We start from the raw sequence: 20,708 nt of genomic DNA, 5'->3' as shown, positions 1-20,708 counted from the left end.
TACAGGATGGTTTTCGCGGTTGTTATACATCAAGAATTTTACAATTAAAAAAGGGGCTTGCTTGCCCCTTTTGTGTTCTTGATAAAACTTGCAAGAGTTTGCTGTTAGTTGCCGTCACCCTCGACAGGCTTTTCGACTGGGGCCTGTTTTGGGCCGCCTTTGGCAACACCAACCATGGCCGGGCGCAGAACACGCTCGCCAATGATGTAGCCATCCTGAACAACTTGCACCACAGTGTTGTTCGGTACCTCGGTATTTGGAACTTCAAACATCGCCTGATGGAAATTTGGATCGAACTTGTCCCCTTCCGGAGAGAGGCGCTTAACGCCGTGTTTTTCCAGTTGGTTGAGCATATCGCGCTCGACCATCTCCACACCTTCTATCAAGCTTTTCAGGCCTTGATCACCGCTTTCCTTCGCATCATCCGGTAATGCGGAAATGGCGCGGCCCAGATTGTCGGTGATGACAAGCATATCACGAGCGAAGCTGGCGACGGAATAGGCCTTCGCATCGCGCACTTCTTTCTCTGTGCGGCGACGCAGGTTTTCCATCTCGGCCATAGCGCGCAGGGCACGATCTTTCAGTTCAGTGTTCTCTGCCTGCAAGGCTTCCAGAGACAGGCCGGCTGCCGCGCCTTGCTGGTCTTCACCCGCTGTACCCTCAGAACCCGCTGTGGCGGCCTCTTCATAGGCCTTCGCACCTGCTGCAGCTTCAACGTCTGGCGTGTTTTTTTCCTCGCTCATGGATATCCTACTTGCTTAAGGCATATGCGCCTAGGTCTTTCACGTGTTCCCTATTTAGGGGCAAAAGCGCAAAAACAAAAGACCTCCGGCCAATTTATGACCGGAGATCTGTTAATCGCGAGTTTGCTTCATCTATTTGAAAAACAGAGGCCGTGCCTAAGAGGCGTTCTGCTTAATCCATTCGGCAATTTTGCCTTTCGGCTGCGCACCAACCATCATAGCTTTGGCTTCACCGCCTTGGAACAGGATCATGGTTGGAACCGAGCGCACACCGAAATTCATTGCAGATTGCTGGTTATTATCGATGTCCAGCTTAGCAATTTTAATGGAGCCTTCCATTTCCTCGGAGATCTCTTCAAGTGCTGGAGCAATCATCTTACAAGGGCCGCACCATGTTGCCCAGAAGTCCACCAGAACCGGTTTGTCGCTTTCCAGAACGTCAGACTGGAAGGATGCGTCAGTTACTTGAATTGTAGCCATTTTTGCCTCTTGGGTTTTAAGCGCAGTGCTTTTTCATCAGCGATTTCTAATGTAAGAAACTACCTAGTGAACGTCAAGGAAACGGAATTTCAATTTTCCGTCAAAAAGCGAAAGCTGACATTCTTTCAGGCGGAATCTCTAAAAGCCTCGGCTCAGAGGTGTACAATAACATCGCCCTGATGGTCCAGTGCGGATATAGTTCACTGAGTAAGCGGTGATAAACTGCAAGCTGTGCGGCATACTCGTCAGGCACATCAGCGGCGGTTTTGGGCACGATAACATTGGTTTTGTAATCGAGTATAATGGCCTCACCATCCTGCATAATAAGCCGGTCAATGATTCCGAACACCTCTTTTTGCTTGCCATCCTTGCCTGTTATCACACCCTGAATTGGGACTTCCGCCTTGCCCGCTTTGGAGAAAAGCCCTTTTACTTGTGGCATAGCCAACGTGCCAAAAACGGCGCTGAGCAGAGTTTCCTTTTCAGAGGCATACTCTGGCGGCAAAGCCGAACTTAAAAATCGGTCCGCGGCAGCAGCGTGTTCACTCTCTGGCAAGTCCGGAAGCAACTCGAGCAAGCGGTGTACCAACTGGCCTTTTAACAATGCCCAGTTTTGCGGCGATCTGGCGACCTCAAAAGCATCAAGCGCCGTTGGAGCGGTAGGCTCTTGTTTCAACTCCAAATCATCCAGCAATGAAGAAGGGCGTAAGCGAGAGGGCTTCTTAGGTGCGCTAAGCGAGCTATTGATCCACTGCGGTAATGCAGGGTGCGAAGATACCTCCGGCGAAATAGATTGTGCAGCTGGTACCTCATGGGCTTCTAGATCAGCCGTTCGGCCCCCTAGCGTCCATTGCCATGCAGCAATATCGCCTGCGGCATCGATGATCTCTTTGGCATCAGAGGCCAATGCGGCGTGCACCAATTCATACCAACAGCCATGTGAGGGACCGCGCTTGCCTGCCCAGCCACAAACCAACAAGTGATCTTCGGCTCGGGTAAGCGCGACATAGAGAAGCCGTCTATACTCCTGCTCTTGCTCGGCTTTATAGGCCTCGATTGCTGTTATGTGTGCTGGTGTTTGCTCTTTTTGCGCTGGCGCCCAGACCAAGGCTGGTGGTGTCTCTGCTGCCGAATTGATCGTACGAAGCTGTTCTCTTGGCAGCTCCAACAGGGCTGGCACGTGCTGGGCTGTAAACGGAGCGGCACAATTATCCACCAAGATAACAAAGCGGGCCTCTAGCCCTTTCGAGCCGTGCACTGTCATAATGCGCAGAAGGCCTGTGGCAGCATTTAGCTCGCGCTTCACCTCGGTTGGTGATTCTTGTAGCCATGCAACAAAGCCCTCCAACCCGGGAGTGCCTGTCTGCTCATAACTCATTGTGAGCGAGAGAAACTCATCCAGAACGTCATCCACCTCGCTACCAAGGCGGGCACGAAACCGTTGACGCTGGCCATCCGCGCCGAGAATTTTCGCATAGAACTCAAAAGGCGGGACATAATCGGCGCGATCCCGCCATGTCTCCAGCTGTTTGCGCAGCACCTGCCATTTTGGCTGATCTTCACTCTTGCGCAGTAGCATTTGCCAGAGGGTGCCCGGGCGGGTTTGCTCTGGAGTTTCGCGCGCAATTTCAAACAAGTCAGCATCATCAAGGCCAAAGAGCGGGCTTTTTAGCACGCAGGCGAGGGCGAGATCATCTTCCGGTAGCAATATAAAGCGCGCAAGGGCAATAAGATCCTTCACCGCGATGTGATCTGTTAGCACAAACCTGTCGGCACCGGCTGCGGGAATATCCAGCCGCTTGAGCTCGCGGTTAAGCGCTTCCACAAAAGCGCCACGCTTGCGCACCAACACCAGCACATCCCCCGGGGAGGCGATGCCTTGCGCATTCCAATCTCGTATTTGCTCGGCAATGCGGGTGGCCAGTTGCACCATGGCAGAGTTGCTGGCGACCTTGTCAATCGGCACTGCCCAGTCTTCCGGCTCTGTCAGCTCCTGCTCTGCCGCCAAAGGCCAGATCTCCACTTGCCCAACGTGCTTGGCGCGGATGGCTTCATGCACCGGCGCAACATTCTCCTGCGACAAGCCTTGATAGGCATCGGGTTCGGCAAATACTTTGTCAACGGCGGCAAGCACATCCGGCGTAGAGCGAAATGAGAGGTTAAGCTCCACACCGGCGAAAGGCTTGGCTGCTCTTTCAGCACTGCGAGCGAAAAAGCGGCGCATATCAGCGAAGTAAGCTGGCTTGGCCCCTTGGAATGAATAAATAGATTGCTTTTCATCGCCCACGGCGAAAATGGTGGGTTCAGTGCGGCGGGCGCCTTCCCCTGCGAAAAACTCCTCTGCCAGTGCGCGGATAATTTGCCATTGGCGGGGGCTGGTATCTTGCGCTTCATCGACAAGGATATGATCGAGGCCACGATCCAGCTTATACTGTACCCACTGTGCAGCATCAGAGCGGCTGAGCAAGTTTGCCGTGCGCACCACAAGGTCTTCAAAATCCAGATAGCCGCGCCGGGTTTTTTCTGCCTCGTAAAATCCGATCACGGCTTCAGCAAGGCGCACCAAGGCGCCGGTTACCACAACGCTTTGCACCGCGTTTTCTTTCTGGAGAAGCTCCACAAGGCGGGCTTGCTCTTGGCAAAGTTTTTCGTGTATTTGCGGGTAACCGCTTTGAATTTTCTTTGTTGCAAGGCTTTTGCGTGGTTGGCGCGTGCTCGTCAGGAAGATTTCCAGCCAAATCGCGCTCCATCCGGGTTTGCCTATTTCATCTGCTGCGCTATTAAGCCGGGCGGCACGATCACAATCGCTTTTACCGCCCTCCATGAGAGCAGAAGCGGCGGCGCGCATATCTTCGGCGGAGAAAAGGCACTGCCTTTGAATTTGTTCGGCCAAACTTTGCTTTGTCGCACCTTGGGGCGCACCAAATAGAGGATACAGCTCATCCAATGCGTTTTCCAGCGAGCCAGCGGCCACAATCCAATTACGGAAGCTATCCCGCTTGGTGATAAACTCCCCCAAACATTCGGCAAACGCTTTATCCGAGAGATTATCAATCAGCACAGCAAGTGCTTGCCCTTGCTGGCTTTCCGGCTCCATCTCGGCTGAGAACAGAACACGCGCGCGCGCAGCAGCCAGCAGCTCCCCCGCAAGGCGGTCATCCAGCACCGAGAAATGACCCGCCACATTGGCCTCCAGCGGAAACTGATGCAGCAGCGCTTCGCAAAAGGCATGAATTGTCTGGATTTTCAAACCGCCGGGTGTTTCCAGAGCCTTGGCAAACAGCCGACGTGCTGCGGCGATGTGCTCGGCACTTGGGTGCTGCCCCTCGATGCTTTCCAGCTCATTGGCAAGGTCTGCCTCGGGCATTTCTGTCCAGCCTGCCAGCAAATCATAGACACGGGTTGCCATTTCCGAGGCGGCAGCTTTAGTAAACGTCAGGCACAGGATTTTCGCAGGGTCCGTGCCTTTTAACAGCAGGCGCACCACGCGGCGGGCGAGTACGAAGGTTTTGCCCGAGCCTGCGTTAGCACTCACCCAAGCGGAATTCCCCGGATCTGCGGCGCTGCGCTGGCTATCGAGAGTTTTTGCAGGGATCTGCATCAGCTGTCCTCCCCGTTTTCACTTAGAGACCATTCCGCCACACGGGCCAGATGATCATAGCCACTGGCCCATTGCCGTTCTTTCAGTACCCTCGCGCGGGACATGTAGCCATATGCTGGGTTTTCATAGGCACTAACCAGACGCTCCAGCTTTTGCCATGCTTCTTCTGCCAGTTCGGCCACGCTTTGCTCTTTCGGGGTGATAGCAACCAGCTTCAACGCGGGGCGACCACCGGTAAGCTGCATGTAAGACATGTTCGCTACCGGCATATCCGAAGGGACATCCTCAAACGCGCCTCTGCGCAGCATAGCCACTTCTAGCGGCAACTGGGGCGAGAGCAGCGCCTCGACCTGCTTTTGGGTGGGGGGCACACCGGTTTTGTAATCAATCAGCACCAGCTCCCCTGCTTTGCGCTGGTCAATCCTGTCTGCGCGGCCGGTGAGCTCAAATTCATATCCCGGCCGCTGCATTTTCGCGCTGCCAAAGGTTTCGAGGAAGCGATCATAAACATCTGGGGCATTGCCGTGCTCATAGGCGACAAATTCGCGCGCGATGCGCTCAAAGCGGGGCCACCAGATGGCCCGAATTTCCGGGAAAGCCTCAACCGGACCAAACGCGCGGCGACCGGCATCAAGAAGGGCTGCCACGGCACGCTCATCGTAGGGCCCTTCAAAGTGTTCATCGAGGAAGTTTGCAAGTGCCTCGTGAATAATTGTGCCTTTATCTGCTGCGTTGGGCTCGCCGCCAATGGGGTCGACCTCATCCAGCGCAAGCACCTTGCGGGCGTACACCTCGTAGGGATCTCGGATAAGGGTTTCAACCATGGTGACAGAGAGTTGGCGCGGGCGAGCGACAACCGGTGGCTTGGGGTGTGGCCGCTGCGCCGGGCTTACTGCCATAAAGGCGCGGTCAAGCTCTTCTGCCCAATGCAAGTATTTGCTTCCGCGTGCTTGCATTGCTGTTTGCTGCGGGGCGCCTGCAAGTGTGTTGATGCGTTGTAACCAGCGCGAGGCAACCGTTGGCGCGCCATCAACCCGCTGTGCCCGCGAGAGCACAACCTCTGGCGCGCCCAGATTGCTTAAAAAGTCATGGGCGGCGGTGCCGATGCGCCGCTCTGGCGGATCCAGCCCGATTTGCCCTTTCATCGGGCGATTGAGCCATGGGTCATTTCGTGTTTTTTGGGGCCACGTGCCTTCATTCAGCCCCCCAAGCACAACAAGATCATAGGATTGCAGCCGTGCTTCCATCGGCCCCAGCAAATGAATGCGCGGATCTGCTGGCAAGCGCGAGCGCACTGCACTGCCCGCTGTCAATGCAGCAAAAACGCCGGGCCACTCTTCTGCCGGTATTGCAAGGCCAACAGCTTCCGCCTCCAGTAAGCTGGTAAGCGTTACTGCCAAGGCTTGGCCGTTTTCTCCTTTGAAGAGCTCTTGCGTAGAACCATCAGGCTCTTTGGCAACCGCAAGTGTTGCCTCCACATGCGCTTTGACCAAGTCTGCCAGCGGGATATCGCCATGGCGTTGCAACTGCTCTTCCAATGGCGCAAGGGCTTGTTGTAAGCGTGTTACAAGCTGCTCTATAACTTCCCAGTCTTCCTCAAGCACCTTTTTCCAGCGTGGGACATGGGCATTTTCCTGCTGCTGTGCTTTGGCGGCGGCGATGGCGGCCAGCAAGCCACTCGTGCCCGGGCGCGGTTGCGGCCCGCGCAAAACGCCACGCTCCAGAGCCCGGGCAGCCGAGCGGATCTCTTTAGGCTGCATTTCAAGGCGGGCGAGCGGGTGTTTCAGAAGGGCTAACAGCTCCACCGGCGAGAGGCCCTGCAACGCCAGCTTCGCCACCAGCATACAAAGTACCATCGGCGGGGTGTGTTCCAGTGGTCGGCCGGCCGTGTCATCGACAAGGATTGACCAGCGGGTCAGATCAGAGGCGACCCGGCGGGCCAGCGCACGATCGGGTGTAACCAGCGCTACTTGCTTGCCGCCTTCCACAGCCTCACGCAGGCATAGGGCAATCGCAAGTGCCTCTTGTGCCTGAGTTTTTGCAGTTATTTGGCTAATATCCGCGAAGGCAGCCTGTCGACGCAGTGCAAGTGGGGAGGCAAAGAAATTCCGCCACTTCTCCGTCGTCTCCGCAGGGCGCAGCGCTTCACCAACAATTTCAATGCGATCTTGCAGGTTCGCGCTGGCAGCACCATGCTCGCTATTAGGAGAACCGAGTGGATGCACGTCTTTTCGCTCCAAAGCCAAGGCTTGTAACAGCGCGCGAAGGGAGTATTGCGCATGGCCGGAAATGCGCTTGCCGCTTTCTTCTTCCAGCAAGGCCTGCCAGCTTGGTTCGTCCATCTGGTGATCGAGGCCCGGCAGAACCAAAGCACCATTTGGCAGGGCAAGCACGGCTTTCATCAACTCAGCGGTAGCCGGAAAGGAGCCTGTTGCCCCTGCAATGATTACCGGCCCTGATGGCGGGTCCTCTACCAATCGGCGCGCTTCCTTGCGAATTAGGGCTGAGCGGCGATGCTTTGGATCCATCTTTTGGGCCGCTTGTAAAAATGCGGGCCATTGGTCGGTGACAATTTTTAGGAATTCCAGCGTTATTTGCCAGTATTGTGCGTGCTCTGCTGGCACCAACTCTTGCAGGCGATGCCAATCTGCCTCTTCCGTTTGCACCTCATCCATTAAGGTAAGCAAATTGCTTGCTAACCACGCCGCATCTGCGACGCTGGCAGGAATTTGCGAGATCTCATCCTCTGGCAAACCGAGAATTTGGCTGCGCAACCGCCCCTTCCACGCCCAGACAAGACGTGTCATGGCAAGTTTTCGATCCATTTCATCAATAGCCGGTGGTAATGCCTCGGTATCAGGGCGGCCTCGCAGTACCTGTTCGTCTTCCTCCACATCGCCCAGCGGACGAATGCGCGGGAGCAGCGCAACTTGATTGCCCAGCGCCTTGCGCAGAATTTCCGGCAGGACACGCGCAGCCCGGCGGGTCGGTACATAAATTGTAACATCTGCCAGTGCCAAGGGGTGGGCATGGGGATCGAACCCGGGAACCAACTCTCCCGCAAGCAATGCCTCGACCAAAACAGGCAAAAAAGGCTTGTCTGGCGAAATGCTGAAGATATTGGGTGCCCTCATGTGCCCCTCCTCTTGCGCGCACGCGTCTGCGTCTTAGGCTTTGGTGATGGCCTGCTCTGCTTGCTGGATCGCCGCAGGGTCGCCCACATGCAGCCACTGCCCCTGCCCGCGGATCCCAAACAAGCGCCCACCAGCCAAGGCCTTATCGAAAAACTGATTAAATGAAAATGGCGCACAAGGCGCACCTGTGAGAATACGCGGATGCAGCAGCATCGTGCCAGAATAAACAAAAGGAGCGTTGTTTGCATTGCCTCGCCGCGTTAATCGGCCCTGCGAGTCCATAAAGAAATCACCTTGACCGTGGTAGCCAACAGCGGCTTCTTTGCTGGCAAGCAGCAACAGAACATCCATTGCCTCATCTTGCCATGCCTTAGCCAAAGAGCGGAGGTTAGCGCCGCTCTCCGGTGCCCAGAAACTATCGGCATTGGTGGCAAAATAAGGCGCATCGCCCAGTAAATCACGGGCTTTGATATGGGCGCCACCCGTTTCCAATAGCTGCTCACGCTCATCTGAAATTGTGATTGCAAGGCCTTGCGGAGTGGCTAGGTGTGCTTCGATTTGCTCGGCAAAGTAGTGGCAGTTTACCACGGCTTCAGGCACCTCAGCGGCGCGCGGCGCATCTAACACCCATTGCAACAAAGGCCGCCCGGCAACCTTCACCAAAGGTTTGGGCATGGTGTTTGTCAAAGGCGCCATGCGCGTGCCATAGCCTGCGGCAAGAACAAAGATTTTTTGCGGGAAAAGGGCTGTCATTGTTCGCGGAGTCTCGTTCAATCGCTAATGGTTGCCTTGATGAGTTGGCGTAACTGTTCGAGTTGGCCGCATCGGAGGGCCGCCTCCAGATATCGCTCAATTCGAGGCAACATCTCCAGATATTGCGGCTTGCCATAGTCCTGCGCTAGGCGCACAAAACCGCCCAGTATTTTAGCATTGCGCTGTGCGCCGCACAAATGCACTTGCTGCCTAAACACCCCTGCATCGAACGCTGGCTCCGCCGCCTCTTGTAATTCGCAGTAGTAGGCCAGTAGTTTTTCTGTGAGGCCCTCGGGCATATCCACACGTGCATCCCAGATCAACGATGCGACATCGTAAGCCGCGGGGCCACGTACCGCATCCTGAAAGTCAACCAGTGCGAGGCGCTTTAGCCCTTGCTCTTGCGAGCGCCAAACAATGTTTGGGCTGTGATAATCGCGCAGGACACAGGTGGGCGGTGCGACCTCTAGCTTTGCCAGTTGAGTACGCCACTGTGCTTCCAATGCTTCGAATGCCTCTGAGGCTATCACCCCGCCCTGCGTGAAAGGCAGGTAGTATTGCGCAAAAAGGCGCTGCTCTCGAAGAAGTACCTCAGTACTGTAGGGCAGCAGGCTTACACCAGTTTCCGCTTCCAACGCCTGCCAGTCTTTGCCATGTATGGCGCTCAACTGCTCGATAGCGGCCAGATAGCGCGCCTCTTCCGGATCATTGCCTGTGGTGAATGCCTCGCTCCCTAGATCTTCCAGAAGGGCAAAACCATGAGCTGTCTCAGCGGCGAAAACATCGGGCACCGAGATGTTGGCGCGTTGTAGCAGGCGGGTGATATCCAGATATCGCTGTGTATTTTGTGCCAAGTGAACCAGCTGGCTGTATGGCAGCTTGTCTCCTTCTGCCACTGGCTCTCCCGTTCGTGCGGGGTAGTCCATCAACACAGCTGAATGGGGCGCGCTAACAAGGCGCTGAAATGTTCGCTGTGACGCATCCGCCTTCATTCTGGCGCGCTGCGCTGTGTTCCAAGCGGCCTCTTGCAAAAAATGTCGCCTTTTCTCCAAGCGAGCTAGGCGTTGTTGCCATGTAGGATTGTCACTCGCCAGAGTGAAAACGCGCTGTAGCGGATCACTGGTTTCTTCCAGCGTCATTTCTAATGCGCCGGGCCAGTAGGACGAGTCTCCCATTTGTGGCCACTCGATAAGCGCCGCGCCGGTTTGCAGATAATCTTCAAGGCCAAGCTCCTCCAGCTCTTCTGGCTCTTCAAGCCGGTAAAGATCATAGTGTGCGATGGGCAAAGGTTGGAGATCGTAGGTCTGCACGATTGTGAAAGTCGGGCTTGGCACTTCCAGCGCTTGATCTTGCGCCAAGTAACGCAACAAGGCGCGCGAAAAAGTTGATTTTCCCGTCCCCAGATCGCCGTTAAGGGTAATCACATCGCCGCGTTGTAGCAAGTCGGCAATATCTGCGGCAAGCGCCTCGGTTTGTTGTTGGGTATCAAGTTGAATGCGCATGATATTCCGTTATTCGCCAAAGGGGATACAGGCAGAATTGCCAGTGCTATTCGGCAGCGTCAAGCGAGTTTGTGTTAGGCTGCAGGGGGAAGCGGCAAATCACAGTGGTGCCCATGCCTTCTGATGTCTCGATCTCTACCGAACCACCGTGTAACTCGACGAAGCTCTTAACAATTGGCAGACCAAGGCCCGCGCCCTGCTTTCCGCCATCCCCTTCTTGCGAAACAAAGCGGGAAAAGACTTCTTCCACCATGTTTTCTGGGATGCCGCTGCCATGATCGCTCACTTTAATCACCACCCCAGCGCTGAGGCGTTTGCAGCTGATCTCTACCTTACTGCCATTAACAGAGTGGCGGACAGCGTTTGACAAGAGATTAAACAGGATTTGGCGGATCCGCCGAGCATCTGCGCGCATCGAACCCAGATTGGGCGAGAACACTGTTTCTATCTGGATATTGCCTTCAAGCAGTCGATCTTGCAGCCCTTGGACCGCCTCATCAACCGCTGCCTTGATATCAACGTCATCGAGGTCCAGCTTCATGATGCCTGCATCAAGGGTCGCCAGATCAAGAATGTTATTGATTATTGAGAGCAGCGCCTCAGAAGAGCTTTCAATATGGCTAACATATTCACGTTGCTTGTTTGTCAATGCACCGAATATCGGGTCTGCGAGCAATTGGGAAAAGCCGATAATGTTGGTAAGTGGTGAACGTAGCTCATAGTTCACATGCTCGATAAATGCGTTTTTGAGCTGGTCTGCCTTTTGCAAGGCTTCGTTCTTTTCGGTCAGCGCCCGCTGGATGTTTACCGAGGCGGTCACATCAACAAAATTGACGAGAGTTCCACCATCGGGTAGCGGCAGCAATGCATAATCGGTGACGACGCCATCCGTGCGCTCCATCCGACCTTGTGTGTGAGTACGCGTATCGTCAAGGCCTGTAATGCCGCTGGACAAGTGTTCCCACTTATTTGGTTTGGTGAAATGCGGTTTTGCGCGCAAAACCAACGCGCTTATATGCGGCTCGCCCTCTAGGTCTGTTTCCTTCAAGCGTAGCAATGATGCAAAGGCTGGATTAGAGAGGCGCAGGCGACCATTGGAACCAAACACTGCGACTGCCTCACTCAGATTTTCAAGGGTTTCCCCCTGTACACTCATCAAAGCATTGTAGCGGCTTTCCAGATTAAGCCTTTCAGTCACGTTCTCGTAGATATAGGTGACGCCACCCTGCGGGTGGGGACTGACGATTACGCGTAGCGCCTGTCCATCAGGCAGGTACCACCAGTTTTCTTGGGGCTCAAGAGATTGATAGGCTTCCAAATGCTTTGCGCGCCAAAGGCGGTAGTCGGCCTGCTCTGGCAGTTTACGTGCGGCCCGCATGGCATCAAGCAAAGCGCCCTCTTCAGGGCTGGATTGCAGTAGTGCCTCTTCCATTCCAAACAATTGGGCGAACGCTGCATTGTAAAACTGAAGACGTTTGTCAGCACCAAAAACTGCAACTGCTGTTTGCAAAAGATCGAGCGTACGGCGATGCGATTCCAAGGTGCGGCGTAATTGCTGCTGCACGCGCTCCAGTTCGCTGATATCAACAGCGAGCCCCGCGGCACCATCTTCAGACCTCACGTCCGTGATGTCGAATACGCGACGCTCCCCAGCGGCAACGACGGGCATAGGAGCGGAGAACAAACCGCTGGCATCTCGCATAAGGCTAAGACGTTCCCGGCCCTTTGCATCAAGCAGCTCGGTTGCCCCTTCCAGAGTTTGTTTGCGCGTGCGCGCATCAACGGCCTCAACATAAGCCTGATTAACCCAAACAAGCTTTCCGTATCGGTCGCGCTGCCAAGCGGGGCCGGGCATCGCATCGAGTAAGTTACGCAAGCTTGCTTGCTGGTGGCGCAACAAAACGTTGTTTTCGCGTAGGCGAGCACTAAGCTGGCGGTCATCAGTCAAATCCCGCAGACGTAAGACCAGTGCTGCGCCAGCGGTGCGCCCTAACGCCTCCAAATAGGTGCCATCAAGTGTCGTTAGCGTCGCACGGAACGCCTCACCATGACCATGTAAATGGCGCAGATAAGCGCGCAAGGCTTCTGCGGACGTGCCTTCCAACCAATCTTCAAAGGCTATTATCTGACGTGCCTCTATTGGCACCTCGGCATTACGGATTGCATGGCCGAGCAACTTAGGCGCTGCTTGAGGATGATCCCAAACAAGCATAAGGCAATCTTCTGTTTCCAGAAGGCTTTGCAGATAATCGACACTGCTTGAGTGCAAGCGGGCTTCTTTTGTCTGCTGCATTGACTGTTTTGCAAGCTGCGCGCGCAAACGGAGATTGGATCTTGCGACCAAACCAGCAAAGAGCAGCGCGCCGCCCAGCACCGCAAGGGATACCACTAAAAGTGGCGCCGCGCTTGGCTGCGTCTCGGCGGCATGGGCTGGCAAAGAAGTAGCGGCGAGCAGCAGAACCCAGACGCGCTTAAGCGCTTGCCCTGTAGATATCTGTTGCCGAAGCCTCACGAGCTGGGCACAACAAGCGTGCACCCGCCCCTGCCGGTTCAATGGCATTCATGCCCCCAAATTTTCCGCCGCTATAATGACCAGTCTTCTGATCGGGAACGAGCCGCTCTACCGCCAACAATACGACTGATTCAGCGTTAACCATAACGTGATTGAATGCGCGGCTAAAGCCTTCTGATCGATTATCCTCGCGTTTCCCCAGATCGACGGCGAAATGGCAACAAAAAACCGCGGATTTCAGGGCTTGCGCTGCTGATTTCCGCGGCTTGATATTTAGGTTTTTTCTGGGCAACCTTAGTTACTGAAGTTACCCTGCGTCGCTGACCTATTAATATTTATAGTGCTCTGCCTTGAACGGGCCACTCTTCTCGATGCCGAGGTACGAGGCTTGGTCGTCACTAAGCTCTGTGAGCGTCACGCCAAGTTTTTTCAAGTGCAGGCGTGCGACCTTTTCGTCCAACTGCTTAGGCAGCACATAAACTTCATTTTTGTAGTTGTCGCCATTCTTGTAGAGCTCGATTTGGGCAAGCACTTGGTTGGTGAAGCTCGCCGACATAACAAAGGAAGGGTGACCGGTTGCGTTCCCTAGGTTTACAAGGCGACCTTCGGAGAGAAGGATCAAGCGCTTACCATCTGGATACTCGATCATATCCACTTGAGGTTTTACATTGCGCCATTTGTAATTACGCAGGGCAGCAACCTGTATCTCATTGTCAAAATGACCAATGTTACAAACGATTGCCATGTCTTTCATGTCGCGCATGTGGTCGGCGCGAATGACATCTTTGTTGCCTGTTGCGGTGACGAAGATGTCGCCTTCTTTGACAGCTTCTTCCATGGTTTTGACCTCATAGCCATCCATGGATGCTTGCAGCGCACAGATTGGATCGATCTCGGTGACAATAACACGCGCACCAGCACCTTGAAGTGATTGAGCGGAGCCTTTGCCCACATCGCCATAACCAGCAACGACAGCAACTTTACCTGCCATCATCACATCCGTGCCACGGCGGATACCGTCAACCAAGGATTCGCGGCAGCCATAGCGATTATCAAACTTGGATTTGGTCACGCTATCATTAACGTTGATTGCCGGGAAAGGCAGCTCACCATTCTTCTGCATTTCATAAAGGCGCAGCACACCAGTGGTGGTTTCCTCAGAAACGCCTTGGATGTTGCCTTTAACCTTAGAGAAGAAACCCGGATCACGCTCAAGACGGGCCTTGATTGTGTTGAAGAGCGCGATTTCCTCTTCGTTCTGCGGATTGTCAAGAACTGAAGGGTCGTTCTCTGCTTTTGCGCCAAGCAGGATCATCAAGGTCGCGTCGCCACCATCATCAAGGATCATATTGGCAGTTTCGCCATTGCCCCAGTCGAAGATTTTATCAGCGTAAGACCAGTACTCTTCCAAGGTCTCGCCTTTTTCGGCAAAGACTGGAATGCCAGCGGCAGCTATGGCAGCAGCGGCCTGATCCTGCGTTGAGAAAATATTGCAAGACGCCCAGCGAACTTCCGCACCCAGCGCGACCAGTGTCTCAATCAAAACTGCGGTTTGAATGGTCATATGCAAGGAGCCGGCGATGCGTGCGCCTTTCAGCGGTTTGGAGGCGCCAAACTCTTCGCGGCATGCCATCAGGCCGGGCATTTCGGTTTCAGCGATTTCGATCTCGGTGCGGCCCCATTCGGCCAGAGAGATGTCTTTGACGATGTAATCGGATGTGGTGCTCATGACGAGATCCCTTAGGTTGCAGCAGCTGCGAGAAACGAGGAACCATGCGGCGATGCCCGACCCGCTTTTCGCTCTGCCGGTATATAAACCGAAACGCGCCGCAATAGCAAACATGATATAAAGCTATCTTTATATCGCCCGCCAATAGTTGGGGGCTTGGTCCCGCTGACAATGGAGGCACAAAAAAAAGGCGCTAGAAAGCGCCTTAAAATGTCTATTCTAACGAAATGAAACCTAGTCCGTTTCACCAAAACCGTCTTCCACCAAATCGCAAATCGCGGCAAGAGCTTGCTCGCTCTGATTCCCGCATACACTCACCTTGATGGAGCATCCGGGAGATGCGGCAAGCATCATCAGACCCATTATAGAGGTGCCGCCAACAGTTTGGCCATCTTTGGAAACAGAGACGTCGGCATCAAAGGTTTCAACTAGGCGCACAAGTTTTGCAGAAGCACGGGCGTGCAAGCCGCGGCGGTTGACGATTGTCAGATCACGTTCGAGCACAGGCATTCCTTCAGTCTTATCCTTGGCCAGACAGCACTTGGCTGGCAACCGAGATGTATTTTTGTCCTGCAGTGCGGGCTTGTTCTACCGCGTCAGCCAACGACAGATCCGAGCGGATGGACGCCAGTTTGATCAGCATTGGCAGGTTTACCCCGGCCACCACCTCTACTGCACCACCTTCCATCACGGAAATCGCGAGATTGGAGGGCGTCCCACCGAACATGTCGGTTAGCAGGACCACGCCTTTGCCGGTGTTAACCGCAGACACAGAGGAAACGATGTCCTGCCGCCGCTGCTCCATATCATCATCCGGCCCTATGCAAATCGTTGCGATTTGTTCTTGTGGGCCAACGACATGCTCGAGCGCTGCCTTGAATTCTTCGGCCAGACGGCCATGGGTGACGAGGACAAGACCTATCATACGTGACGAGAACCTTATGCGTTTTTCATTCTCTTGTTTGCTGCGGCGCTACTTTCCTAAACAAGGCGAAGAAACGCAAGCAAAATAAGCAGAGGTTCAGATTAACGCATTTTTATCTTGTTCGGCAACGGTGCGAATTGCGGAGCGAGCAAGACGCAAGGCGACTTTGGGATTGTTTTGCGGCACGGGTTGGCGAGCCAAGGTAACATCTTGAATGCTTACAGTTAAATCACAGTGATCTGGCAACCGCTCCATGTCTTCCATCGAGCTAAAATCGAGGCATAGAGAGATTACTGCCTGTGCTAAACTTGGAATAAATAGAATTCCCTGTCCTCTTAACTCAGCCATCCCACGGATTGTTTGGGGCGCAACAGCAAGCAGCCGCCCATGACTTTCGCGTAGGTAGCTTCTATCATCAGAAACGAGGGCACAGAATTCGCCCGATTGATGTGCATCATCAATCAAATCAAAGAGCAGTCCACTCTTTCCGGCACCAGAGGGACCGCGAATCATCACACCTATACCGCCATAAACAAGCGTGGTTGCATGCTCAGCTTGCTTAGTGCCGACATCTAATGAAGATGCAGAGGTAAGGGTCACGCGCTACCCTCCAGCCTTAAGCGCGGGGAGCTTAACAGAGAAACAAGCGCCAAGTGGCTTCTGATTATCATCATCATAGCGGTTGGAAGCGGTAATCGTCCCACGGTGTGCCTCTACAATCTGCTTACAGATGGATAGGCCCAGCCCCGAGTTATTACCAAAGCCCTCGCTTTCAGGGCGATCTGTGTAGAAGCGCTCAAACACGCGCTCCATCACATCTGGCCGCAAGCCCGGCCCCTCATCTTCAACCGTGAACACCACCTGATCTGCTTGTCGGGATAGGTGCAGGGTAACAACTCGATCCGGAGGCGAGAAAGAGCGGGCATTATCAAGCAAATTGTTCAGCACCTGAGACAGGCGCGTATCTGCACCTGCCACCATATACGACGACGCACTCTCGCTTGACTCGTCATCCACTTGTAGCTGGATAAAGGCTGCGCCCTGTTTGCAACGCTCATTGGCGACATCAACCAATGTGGTGATGAGAGTCTTCAGATCAATTTCGCCGGTTTCAGCCCGAGCCATCTCAGCATCGATGCGCGACGCCTCAGAAATATCGGTGATAAGGCGATCAAGCCGGCACACATCATGCTGGATCACTTCTAACAGGCGCTCTCGCGATGCATCGGTTTTTGCAAGCGGCAAGGTTTCTACCGCGCTGCGCAGCGATGTTAATGGGTTTTTCAGCTCGTGTGCAACATCTGCTGCAAAGCTCTCGATGGCATCCATGCGCTCATAGAGCGACTTGGTCATATTACGAAAGGCTCTGGCAAGATCGCCGATTTCATCTCGTCTATCCGGGAAGAGCGGGATTTCCTCGCGGCTGTTAATCGCATTTTGCACGCGCTTTGCCGCTTCCGAGAGGCGGCGCATGGGCCCGGCGATGGTGCCCGCCATTAAAACGGACATCACCATGACAACCACGGCAACAACAACAAAAACCTTGATGATTGCGCTGCGTTCTGCGGCAACGATATCATCGATATCGCCACCTTGCGTCGACAACAGCAATGCGCCAAGCACGCCGCGGAAACGCTGCACCGGAACCGCCACGGATACAATCATCTCGCCTTTGCTCGACAGCCGCACGACAGATGCGGGAGAGCCGGAAAGCGCGGCGGCAACTTCGGGGTAATCTCTGCCTTCAGATCGGCCCAGCTCTTTGTAAACAGGGTATTCGCCGCGACGCATCCATAACTTTAGCTTGTCTCCCCAGCGCGTAAGGAGATTACGCTCGCTTTCATCAGGGGGAGGAAGATCGAAGCGGAAGATCTGATTGTACGAATACAGCTGGCGGGAATCGAGCAGCATGACCCCTTCGGGATCATAGATGCGGGCCCTTGTGCGTGTTGGAGAAATCAGGCGGCGTAGAATTGGCCCCACGAGCTCTGGATTTATGGGAAAATCAAGAGCGCCGATCGCGTTGCGTGGGCTTACGCTTTCGCCCGCTTCAAGGCGCAACAGTTGCTCAGGATCTACCATGAGCGCGTCGTTCTCGGTCGTCGCATTTGCTGCAATCGCACCGGCGATAATTTCCCCTTGTGTGAGCAGCGACTGTACGCGGGCGTCAATAAGCCCGGCGCGAAACTGGTTCAGATACAAAATACCGCTGACCATGACGAGCAGGCCAACGAGATTGAGAACCAAAATGCGCCGTGTCAGGCTGGAGAACACATGCGTGCCGAGCAACCCCACCCAGCGGCCGAAGACATAACGACGCAAGCGCGTGCGCCGCAGCCAGCGCCAGGTTTTTGCTTCTGGCTGCTGCTCTGCACTTGCGGATCTGCCTGCGTTTTTTGCTTGTGGTTCGTCTTCGGACACTGCGCTTGTTCGTCTTTCGCCTTGGGAAACATCTAAAGGATCGTTTAGCCCCTTAGCCTTCTTTAAAGCGATAACCAACGCCATAGAGCGTTTCGATCATATCGAAGTCGTCATCAACCACCTTGAACTTTTTACGCAAGCGTTTGATATGGCTGTCGATTGTCCGGTCATCTACATAGATCTGATCATCATAGGCCGCATCCATAAGCGCATTGCGGCTTTTCACGACACCCGGGCGCTGCGCCAGAGCATAAAGGATAAGAAATTCTGTTACTGTGAGCGTCACCGGTTTTCCCATCCACGTACAAGTATGACGCTCGCGGTCCATGGTGAGCAGGCCGCGTTCCAGAATTTTGCTCGCATCAGTGGCAGCGGCGGTGCCATCTTTGGCTTGGGCGCGGCGCAAAACAGCTTTTGTGCGCTCGACAAGCAGACGCTGGGAGAATGGTTTGCGGATGAAATCGTCTGCCCCCATTTTCAGACCGAACAGCTCATCGATCTCATCGTCTTTGGAGGTAAGGAAGATGACCGGCAGGTCAGTCAGCTGACGCAAGCGGCGCAGCAATTCCATTCCGTCCATACGCGGCATTTTGATATCGAAGATCGCCAAGTCAGGCGGATCACTCTGAAGGCCTTCCAGCGCAGAGGCACCGTCTGTGTAAGTTTGTACACGGTATCCTTCAGCTTCCATCGCGATGGAGACCGAGGTGAGAATATTGCGGTCGTCATCGACCAAAGCAATCGTTGGCATATGGCTTGCCTTTTGTGTTTCGCGCCAAGCGCCTAAAGTTTGATCCTAAGAAATATAGGAAAGACAACAACAGGGCAAATGCGAAGCAAATGGGGCGAAAGCCTGACAATGGCGAGGCTACCACCAGATTTGTAAGAGTGCCGTTAGGGCATTCAATTTTAGTTGGCGGATTGAAACTTAAAATGATTCTATTTTGGCTTGTAGAAATCCCTCTGGCGGCTGGTCGAACCGCCTTACGGAGCCCCTTAACCGGCAAATGAATTTATTCGCCAAAGAAAATAAAAGAAAGTTGGTCTCGATTCACATTTCAATCGTTTTAAAAAATTTTGCCTCTCTTGCCGCCTCCCCCCCCCTCTATTAATTTACCCCCAGAAGGCAGAGAAAAGTATTTTGGCAATAAACGCCAACTAGACTGACCTTCCCAAAGAGTAATAGGCAGATAAGGATTAGAGAAATGAGCGAGCTGGGAGCACTCACTTCCGAAACCAAAAGAGATGCGCTCGAACTTCTGGATCTAAAAGCACTCTATCGCAACTTGTCACCTGCGCAACTCTACGAGTATTCTATCCAGCGCGGGGAATCCAAAATTGCTGACGGAGGGGCACTTGTCGCCTATACTGGTGAACACACCGGAAGATCTCCGAAGGACAAGTTTGTCGTAAAAGATGCGCGCACTGAGAACGCCGTATGGTGGGATAATTCAGGCGCCATGACCCCGCAGCAGTTTAATCTGCTGCTTGAAGACATGCGCACTCACGCAAAGGGCATGGAGCTGTTTTCGCAGGACCTATTCGGTGGTGCGGACACCGGGTCCCGCCTAGCAACACGTGTTTACACTGAGCTTGCTTGGCACTCGCTGTTTATCCGCAACTTGCTGCTGCGCCCAACATCTGCAGAACTGGCAGATTTTGCAGCGGATATGACTATCCTTGATTTGCCGAGCTTCAAGGCAGATCCGGCCCGTCATGGCTGCCGCAGTGAAACTGTGATTGCGTGTGATTTTAGCCGCAAGATCGTGCTTATCGCTGGTACCGCCTATGCAGGTGAGATGAAGAAGTCTGTGTTCACCATGCTGAACTTCTTGCTGCCAGAAGCGAACACAATGCCGATGCATTGTTCTGCAAATACTGGTTCGCAGGGTGATACCGCCGTTTTCTTCGGCCTTTCTGGCACAGGGAAGACAACCCTTTCCGCTGACCCCAACCGCATCCTCATCGGTGATGATGAGCATGGCTGGGGCGAGAATGGGATCTTCAACTTCGAAGGTGGCTGTTACGCCAAGACAATTAACCTTTCTGAGAAAGCCGAGCCAGAGATTTACGCTACGACGCAGCGCTTTGGCACGATCTTGGAAAATGTGGTGCTGGACGAACAGCGCAAGCCGGACTTCAATGACAATTCGCTCACTGAAAACACCCGTTGCGCTTATCCGATCAATTACATTCCTAATGCGAGTGCAAGTGGCCGGGCTAGTCATCCGAAGAATATCATCATGCTCACCGCTGATGCGTTTGGCGTGCTGCCTCCAATTGCGAAGCTCACCGCAAACCAAGCGATGTACCACTTCCTTTCAGGTTACACTGCGAAGGTTGCCGGCACAGAGCGCGGTGTCACAGAGCCGCAAGCGACCTTCTCCACCTGCTTTGGCGCACCATTTATGCCGCGGCACCCCTCTGTTTACGGTGGTCTGTTGAAGAAGTTAATTGAGGCACATGAAGTGGATTGCTGGCTGGTCAACACAGGCTGGACAGGTGGCGCTTATGGCACCGGCAACCGCATGCCAATTGGCGATACCCGCGCACTCCTGAGCGCGGCGCTTAGCGGAGAGTTGAAGCAAAGCGATTTCCGCCGTGACGAAAACTTTGGCTTTGAAGTTCCTGTCACAGTGGCCGGTGTAGATGCGAAACTGCTGGATCCACGTAGCACATGGGCTGAACCTTCTGCATACGATGCGCAAGCCGCTAAGCTTGTAAACATGTTCGCTGAGAACTTCGCGTACTACGCTGCATACGTGGACGCTGATGTTTGCGCTGCTGGGCCATTCCAACAGGTCGCTGCGGAGTAGATTTTAAAGTTTACCTCTCGAAGCTGGGTTTCCAGCTTCGTTCCTTGCAACTTGGCGTCAGCTTAACGGCTGACGCCCTTTTTTTATTTGCA

At 54.1% G+C, this 20,708-nt stretch carries 14 protein-coding genes; 1 reads left to right on the top strand and 13 read right to left on the bottom strand.

The window, feature by feature from the left end; all coding sequences use genetic code 11:
* Positions 1 to 104: 104 nt before the first annotated feature.
* From grpE to AYK82_RS03540, 13 genes are all read right to left on the bottom strand, one after another.
* Positions 105 to 743 carry a nucleotide exchange factor GrpE gene (gene grpE, locus AYK82_RS03600; protein ID WP_068311461.1) on the bottom strand — a complete coding sequence of 213 codons (639 nt, stop codon included), beginning with the start codon at positions 741 to 743 and terminating at the stop codon, positions 105 to 107.
* A 156-nt stretch (positions 744 to 899) separates the two neighbouring features.
* Complete coding sequence (gene trxA / locus AYK82_RS03595; RefSeq protein ID WP_068311459.1) at positions 900 to 1,223, bottom strand: thioredoxin; 324 nt, start codon at positions 1,221 to 1,223, stop codon at positions 900 to 902.
* Positions 1,224 to 1,323: 100 nt separating this feature from the next.
* Entirely contained in the window at positions 1,324 to 4,824 is a 3,501-nt protein-coding gene (gene addA, locus AYK82_RS03590) for a double-strand break repair helicase AddA (protein WP_068311457.1), read from the bottom strand.
* Positions 4,824 to 7,958, bottom strand: a complete 3,135-nt coding sequence (gene addB / locus AYK82_RS03585) for a double-strand break repair protein AddB (RefSeq protein ID WP_068311455.1) — start codon at positions 7,956 to 7,958, stop codon at positions 4,824 to 4,826. Before addB ends, addA begins: the two co-directional genes overlap by 1 nt.
* A 33-nt stretch (positions 7,959 to 7,991) precedes the next feature.
* Complete coding sequence (locus AYK82_RS03580) at positions 7,992 to 8,711, bottom strand: nucleotidyltransferase family protein (protein ID WP_068311453.1); 720 nt, start codon at positions 8,709 to 8,711, stop codon at positions 7,992 to 7,994.
* A 17-nt stretch (positions 8,712 to 8,728) separates the two neighbouring features.
* A complete protein-coding gene (tsaE, locus tag AYK82_RS03575; RefSeq protein ID WP_068311451.1) occupies positions 8,729 to 10,213 on the bottom strand; it encodes a tRNA (adenosine(37)-N6)-threonylcarbamoyltransferase complex ATPase subunit type 1 TsaE in 1,485 nt (494 codons plus the stop codon).
* 46 nt (positions 10,214 to 10,259) lie between these two features.
* Positions 10,260 to 12,773, bottom strand: coding sequence for a PAS domain-containing sensor histidine kinase (locus AYK82_RS03570; protein ID WP_082733719.1), 2,514 nt, complete (start codon positions 12,771 to 12,773; stop codon positions 10,260 to 10,262).
* A 280-nt stretch (positions 12,774 to 13,053) separates the two neighbouring features.
* Positions 13,054 to 14,454: an adenosylhomocysteinase gene (gene ahcY / locus AYK82_RS03565; protein ID WP_068311449.1), complete on the bottom strand. Its 1,401-nt coding sequence runs from the start codon at positions 14,452 to 14,454 to the stop codon at positions 13,054 to 13,056.
* A 234-nt stretch (positions 14,455 to 14,688) separates the two neighbouring features.
* Entirely contained in the window at positions 14,689 to 14,964 is a 276-nt protein-coding gene (locus tag AYK82_RS03560; RefSeq protein ID WP_068311447.1) for an HPr family phosphocarrier protein, read from the bottom strand.
* Between the two features lie 10 nt (positions 14,965 to 14,974).
* Entirely contained in the window at positions 14,975 to 15,379 is a 405-nt protein-coding gene (locus AYK82_RS03555; protein ID WP_068311442.1) for a PTS sugar transporter subunit IIA, read from the bottom strand.
* Between the two features lie 96 nt (positions 15,380 to 15,475).
* Positions 15,476 to 15,979, bottom strand: a complete 504-nt coding sequence (locus AYK82_RS03550) for an HPr kinase/phosphorylase (protein ID WP_068311441.1) — start codon at positions 15,977 to 15,979, stop codon at positions 15,476 to 15,478.
* A gap of 3 nt (positions 15,980 to 15,982) precedes the next feature.
* A complete protein-coding gene (locus tag AYK82_RS03545) occupies positions 15,983 to 17,884 on the bottom strand; it encodes a stimulus-sensing domain-containing protein (protein ID WP_082733718.1) in 1,902 nt (633 codons plus the stop codon).
* On the bottom strand, positions 17,853 to 18,551 hold the full coding sequence (locus AYK82_RS03540; protein ID WP_068311439.1) for a response regulator transcription factor: 699 nt from the start codon (positions 18,549 to 18,551) through the stop codon (positions 17,853 to 17,855). Before AYK82_RS03540 ends, AYK82_RS03545 begins: the two co-directional genes overlap by 32 nt.
* A gap of 454 nt (positions 18,552 to 19,005) precedes the next feature.
* Here AYK82_RS03540 and AYK82_RS03530 point away from each other — a divergent pair, with 454 nt between their 5' ends.
* Positions 19,006 to 20,616 carry a phosphoenolpyruvate carboxykinase gene (locus AYK82_RS03530; RefSeq protein WP_068311434.1) on the top strand — a complete coding sequence of 537 codons (1,611 nt, stop codon included), beginning with the start codon at positions 19,006 to 19,008 and terminating at the stop codon, positions 20,614 to 20,616.
* Positions 20,617 to 20,708: the final 92 nt, after the last annotated feature.

This window comes from Polycladidibacter hongkongensis, from assembly GCF_001561995.1.
Taxonomy (GTDB): domain Bacteria; phylum Pseudomonadota; class Alphaproteobacteria; order Rhizobiales; family Stappiaceae; genus Pseudovibrio; species Pseudovibrio hongkongensis.
This window is presented reverse-complemented; position numbering and strand designations above follow the sequence as displayed.

What these genes read in the sequence shown, in the direction of transcription:
- grpE (WP_068311461.1), bottom strand. Translation starts at nt 743, where the DNA reads ATGAGCGAGGAAAAAAACACGCCAGACGTTGAAGCTGCAGCAGGTGCG.
- trxA (WP_068311459.1), bottom strand. Translation starts at nt 1,223, where the DNA reads ATGGCTACAATTCAAGTAACTGACGCATCCTTCCAGTCTGACGTTCTG.
- addA (WP_068311457.1), bottom strand. Translation starts at nt 4,824, where the DNA reads ATGCAGATCCCTGCAAAAACTCTCGATAGCCAGCGCAGCGCCGCAGAT.
- addB (WP_068311455.1), bottom strand. Translation starts at nt 7,958, where the DNA reads ATGAGGGCACCCAATATCTTCAGCATTTCGCCAGACAAGCCTTTTTTG.
- AYK82_RS03580 (WP_068311453.1), bottom strand. Translation starts at nt 8,711, where the DNA reads ATGACAGCCCTTTTCCCGCAAAAAATCTTTGTTCTTGCCGCAGGCTAT.
- tsaE (WP_068311451.1), bottom strand. Translation starts at nt 10,213, where the DNA reads ATGCGCATTCAACTTGATACCCAACAACAAACCGAGGCGCTTGCCGCA.
- AYK82_RS03570 (WP_082733719.1), bottom strand. Translation starts at nt 12,773, where the DNA reads ATGCCATTGAACCGGCAGGGGCGGGTGCACGCTTGTTGTGCCCAGCTC.
- ahcY (WP_068311449.1), bottom strand. Translation starts at nt 14,454, where the DNA reads ATGAGCACCACATCCGATTACATCGTCAAAGACATCTCTCTGGCCGAA.
- AYK82_RS03560 (WP_068311447.1), bottom strand. Translation starts at nt 14,964, where the DNA reads ATGCCTGTGCTCGAACGTGATCTGACAATCGTCAACCGCCGCGGCTTG.
- AYK82_RS03555 (WP_068311442.1), bottom strand. Translation starts at nt 15,379, where the DNA reads ATGATAGGTCTTGTCCTCGTCACCCATGGCCGTCTGGCCGAAGAATTC.
- AYK82_RS03545 (WP_082733718.1), bottom strand. Translation starts at nt 17,884, where the DNA reads ATGGCGTTGGTTATCGCTTTAAAGAAGGCTAAGGGGCTAAACGATCCT.
- AYK82_RS03540 (WP_068311439.1), bottom strand. Translation starts at nt 18,551, where the DNA reads ATGCCAACGATTGCTTTGGTCGATGACGACCGCAATATTCTCACCTCG.
- AYK82_RS03530 (WP_068311434.1), top strand. Translation starts at nt 19,006, where the DNA reads ATGAGCGAGCTGGGAGCACTCACTTCCGAAACCAAAAGAGATGCGCTC.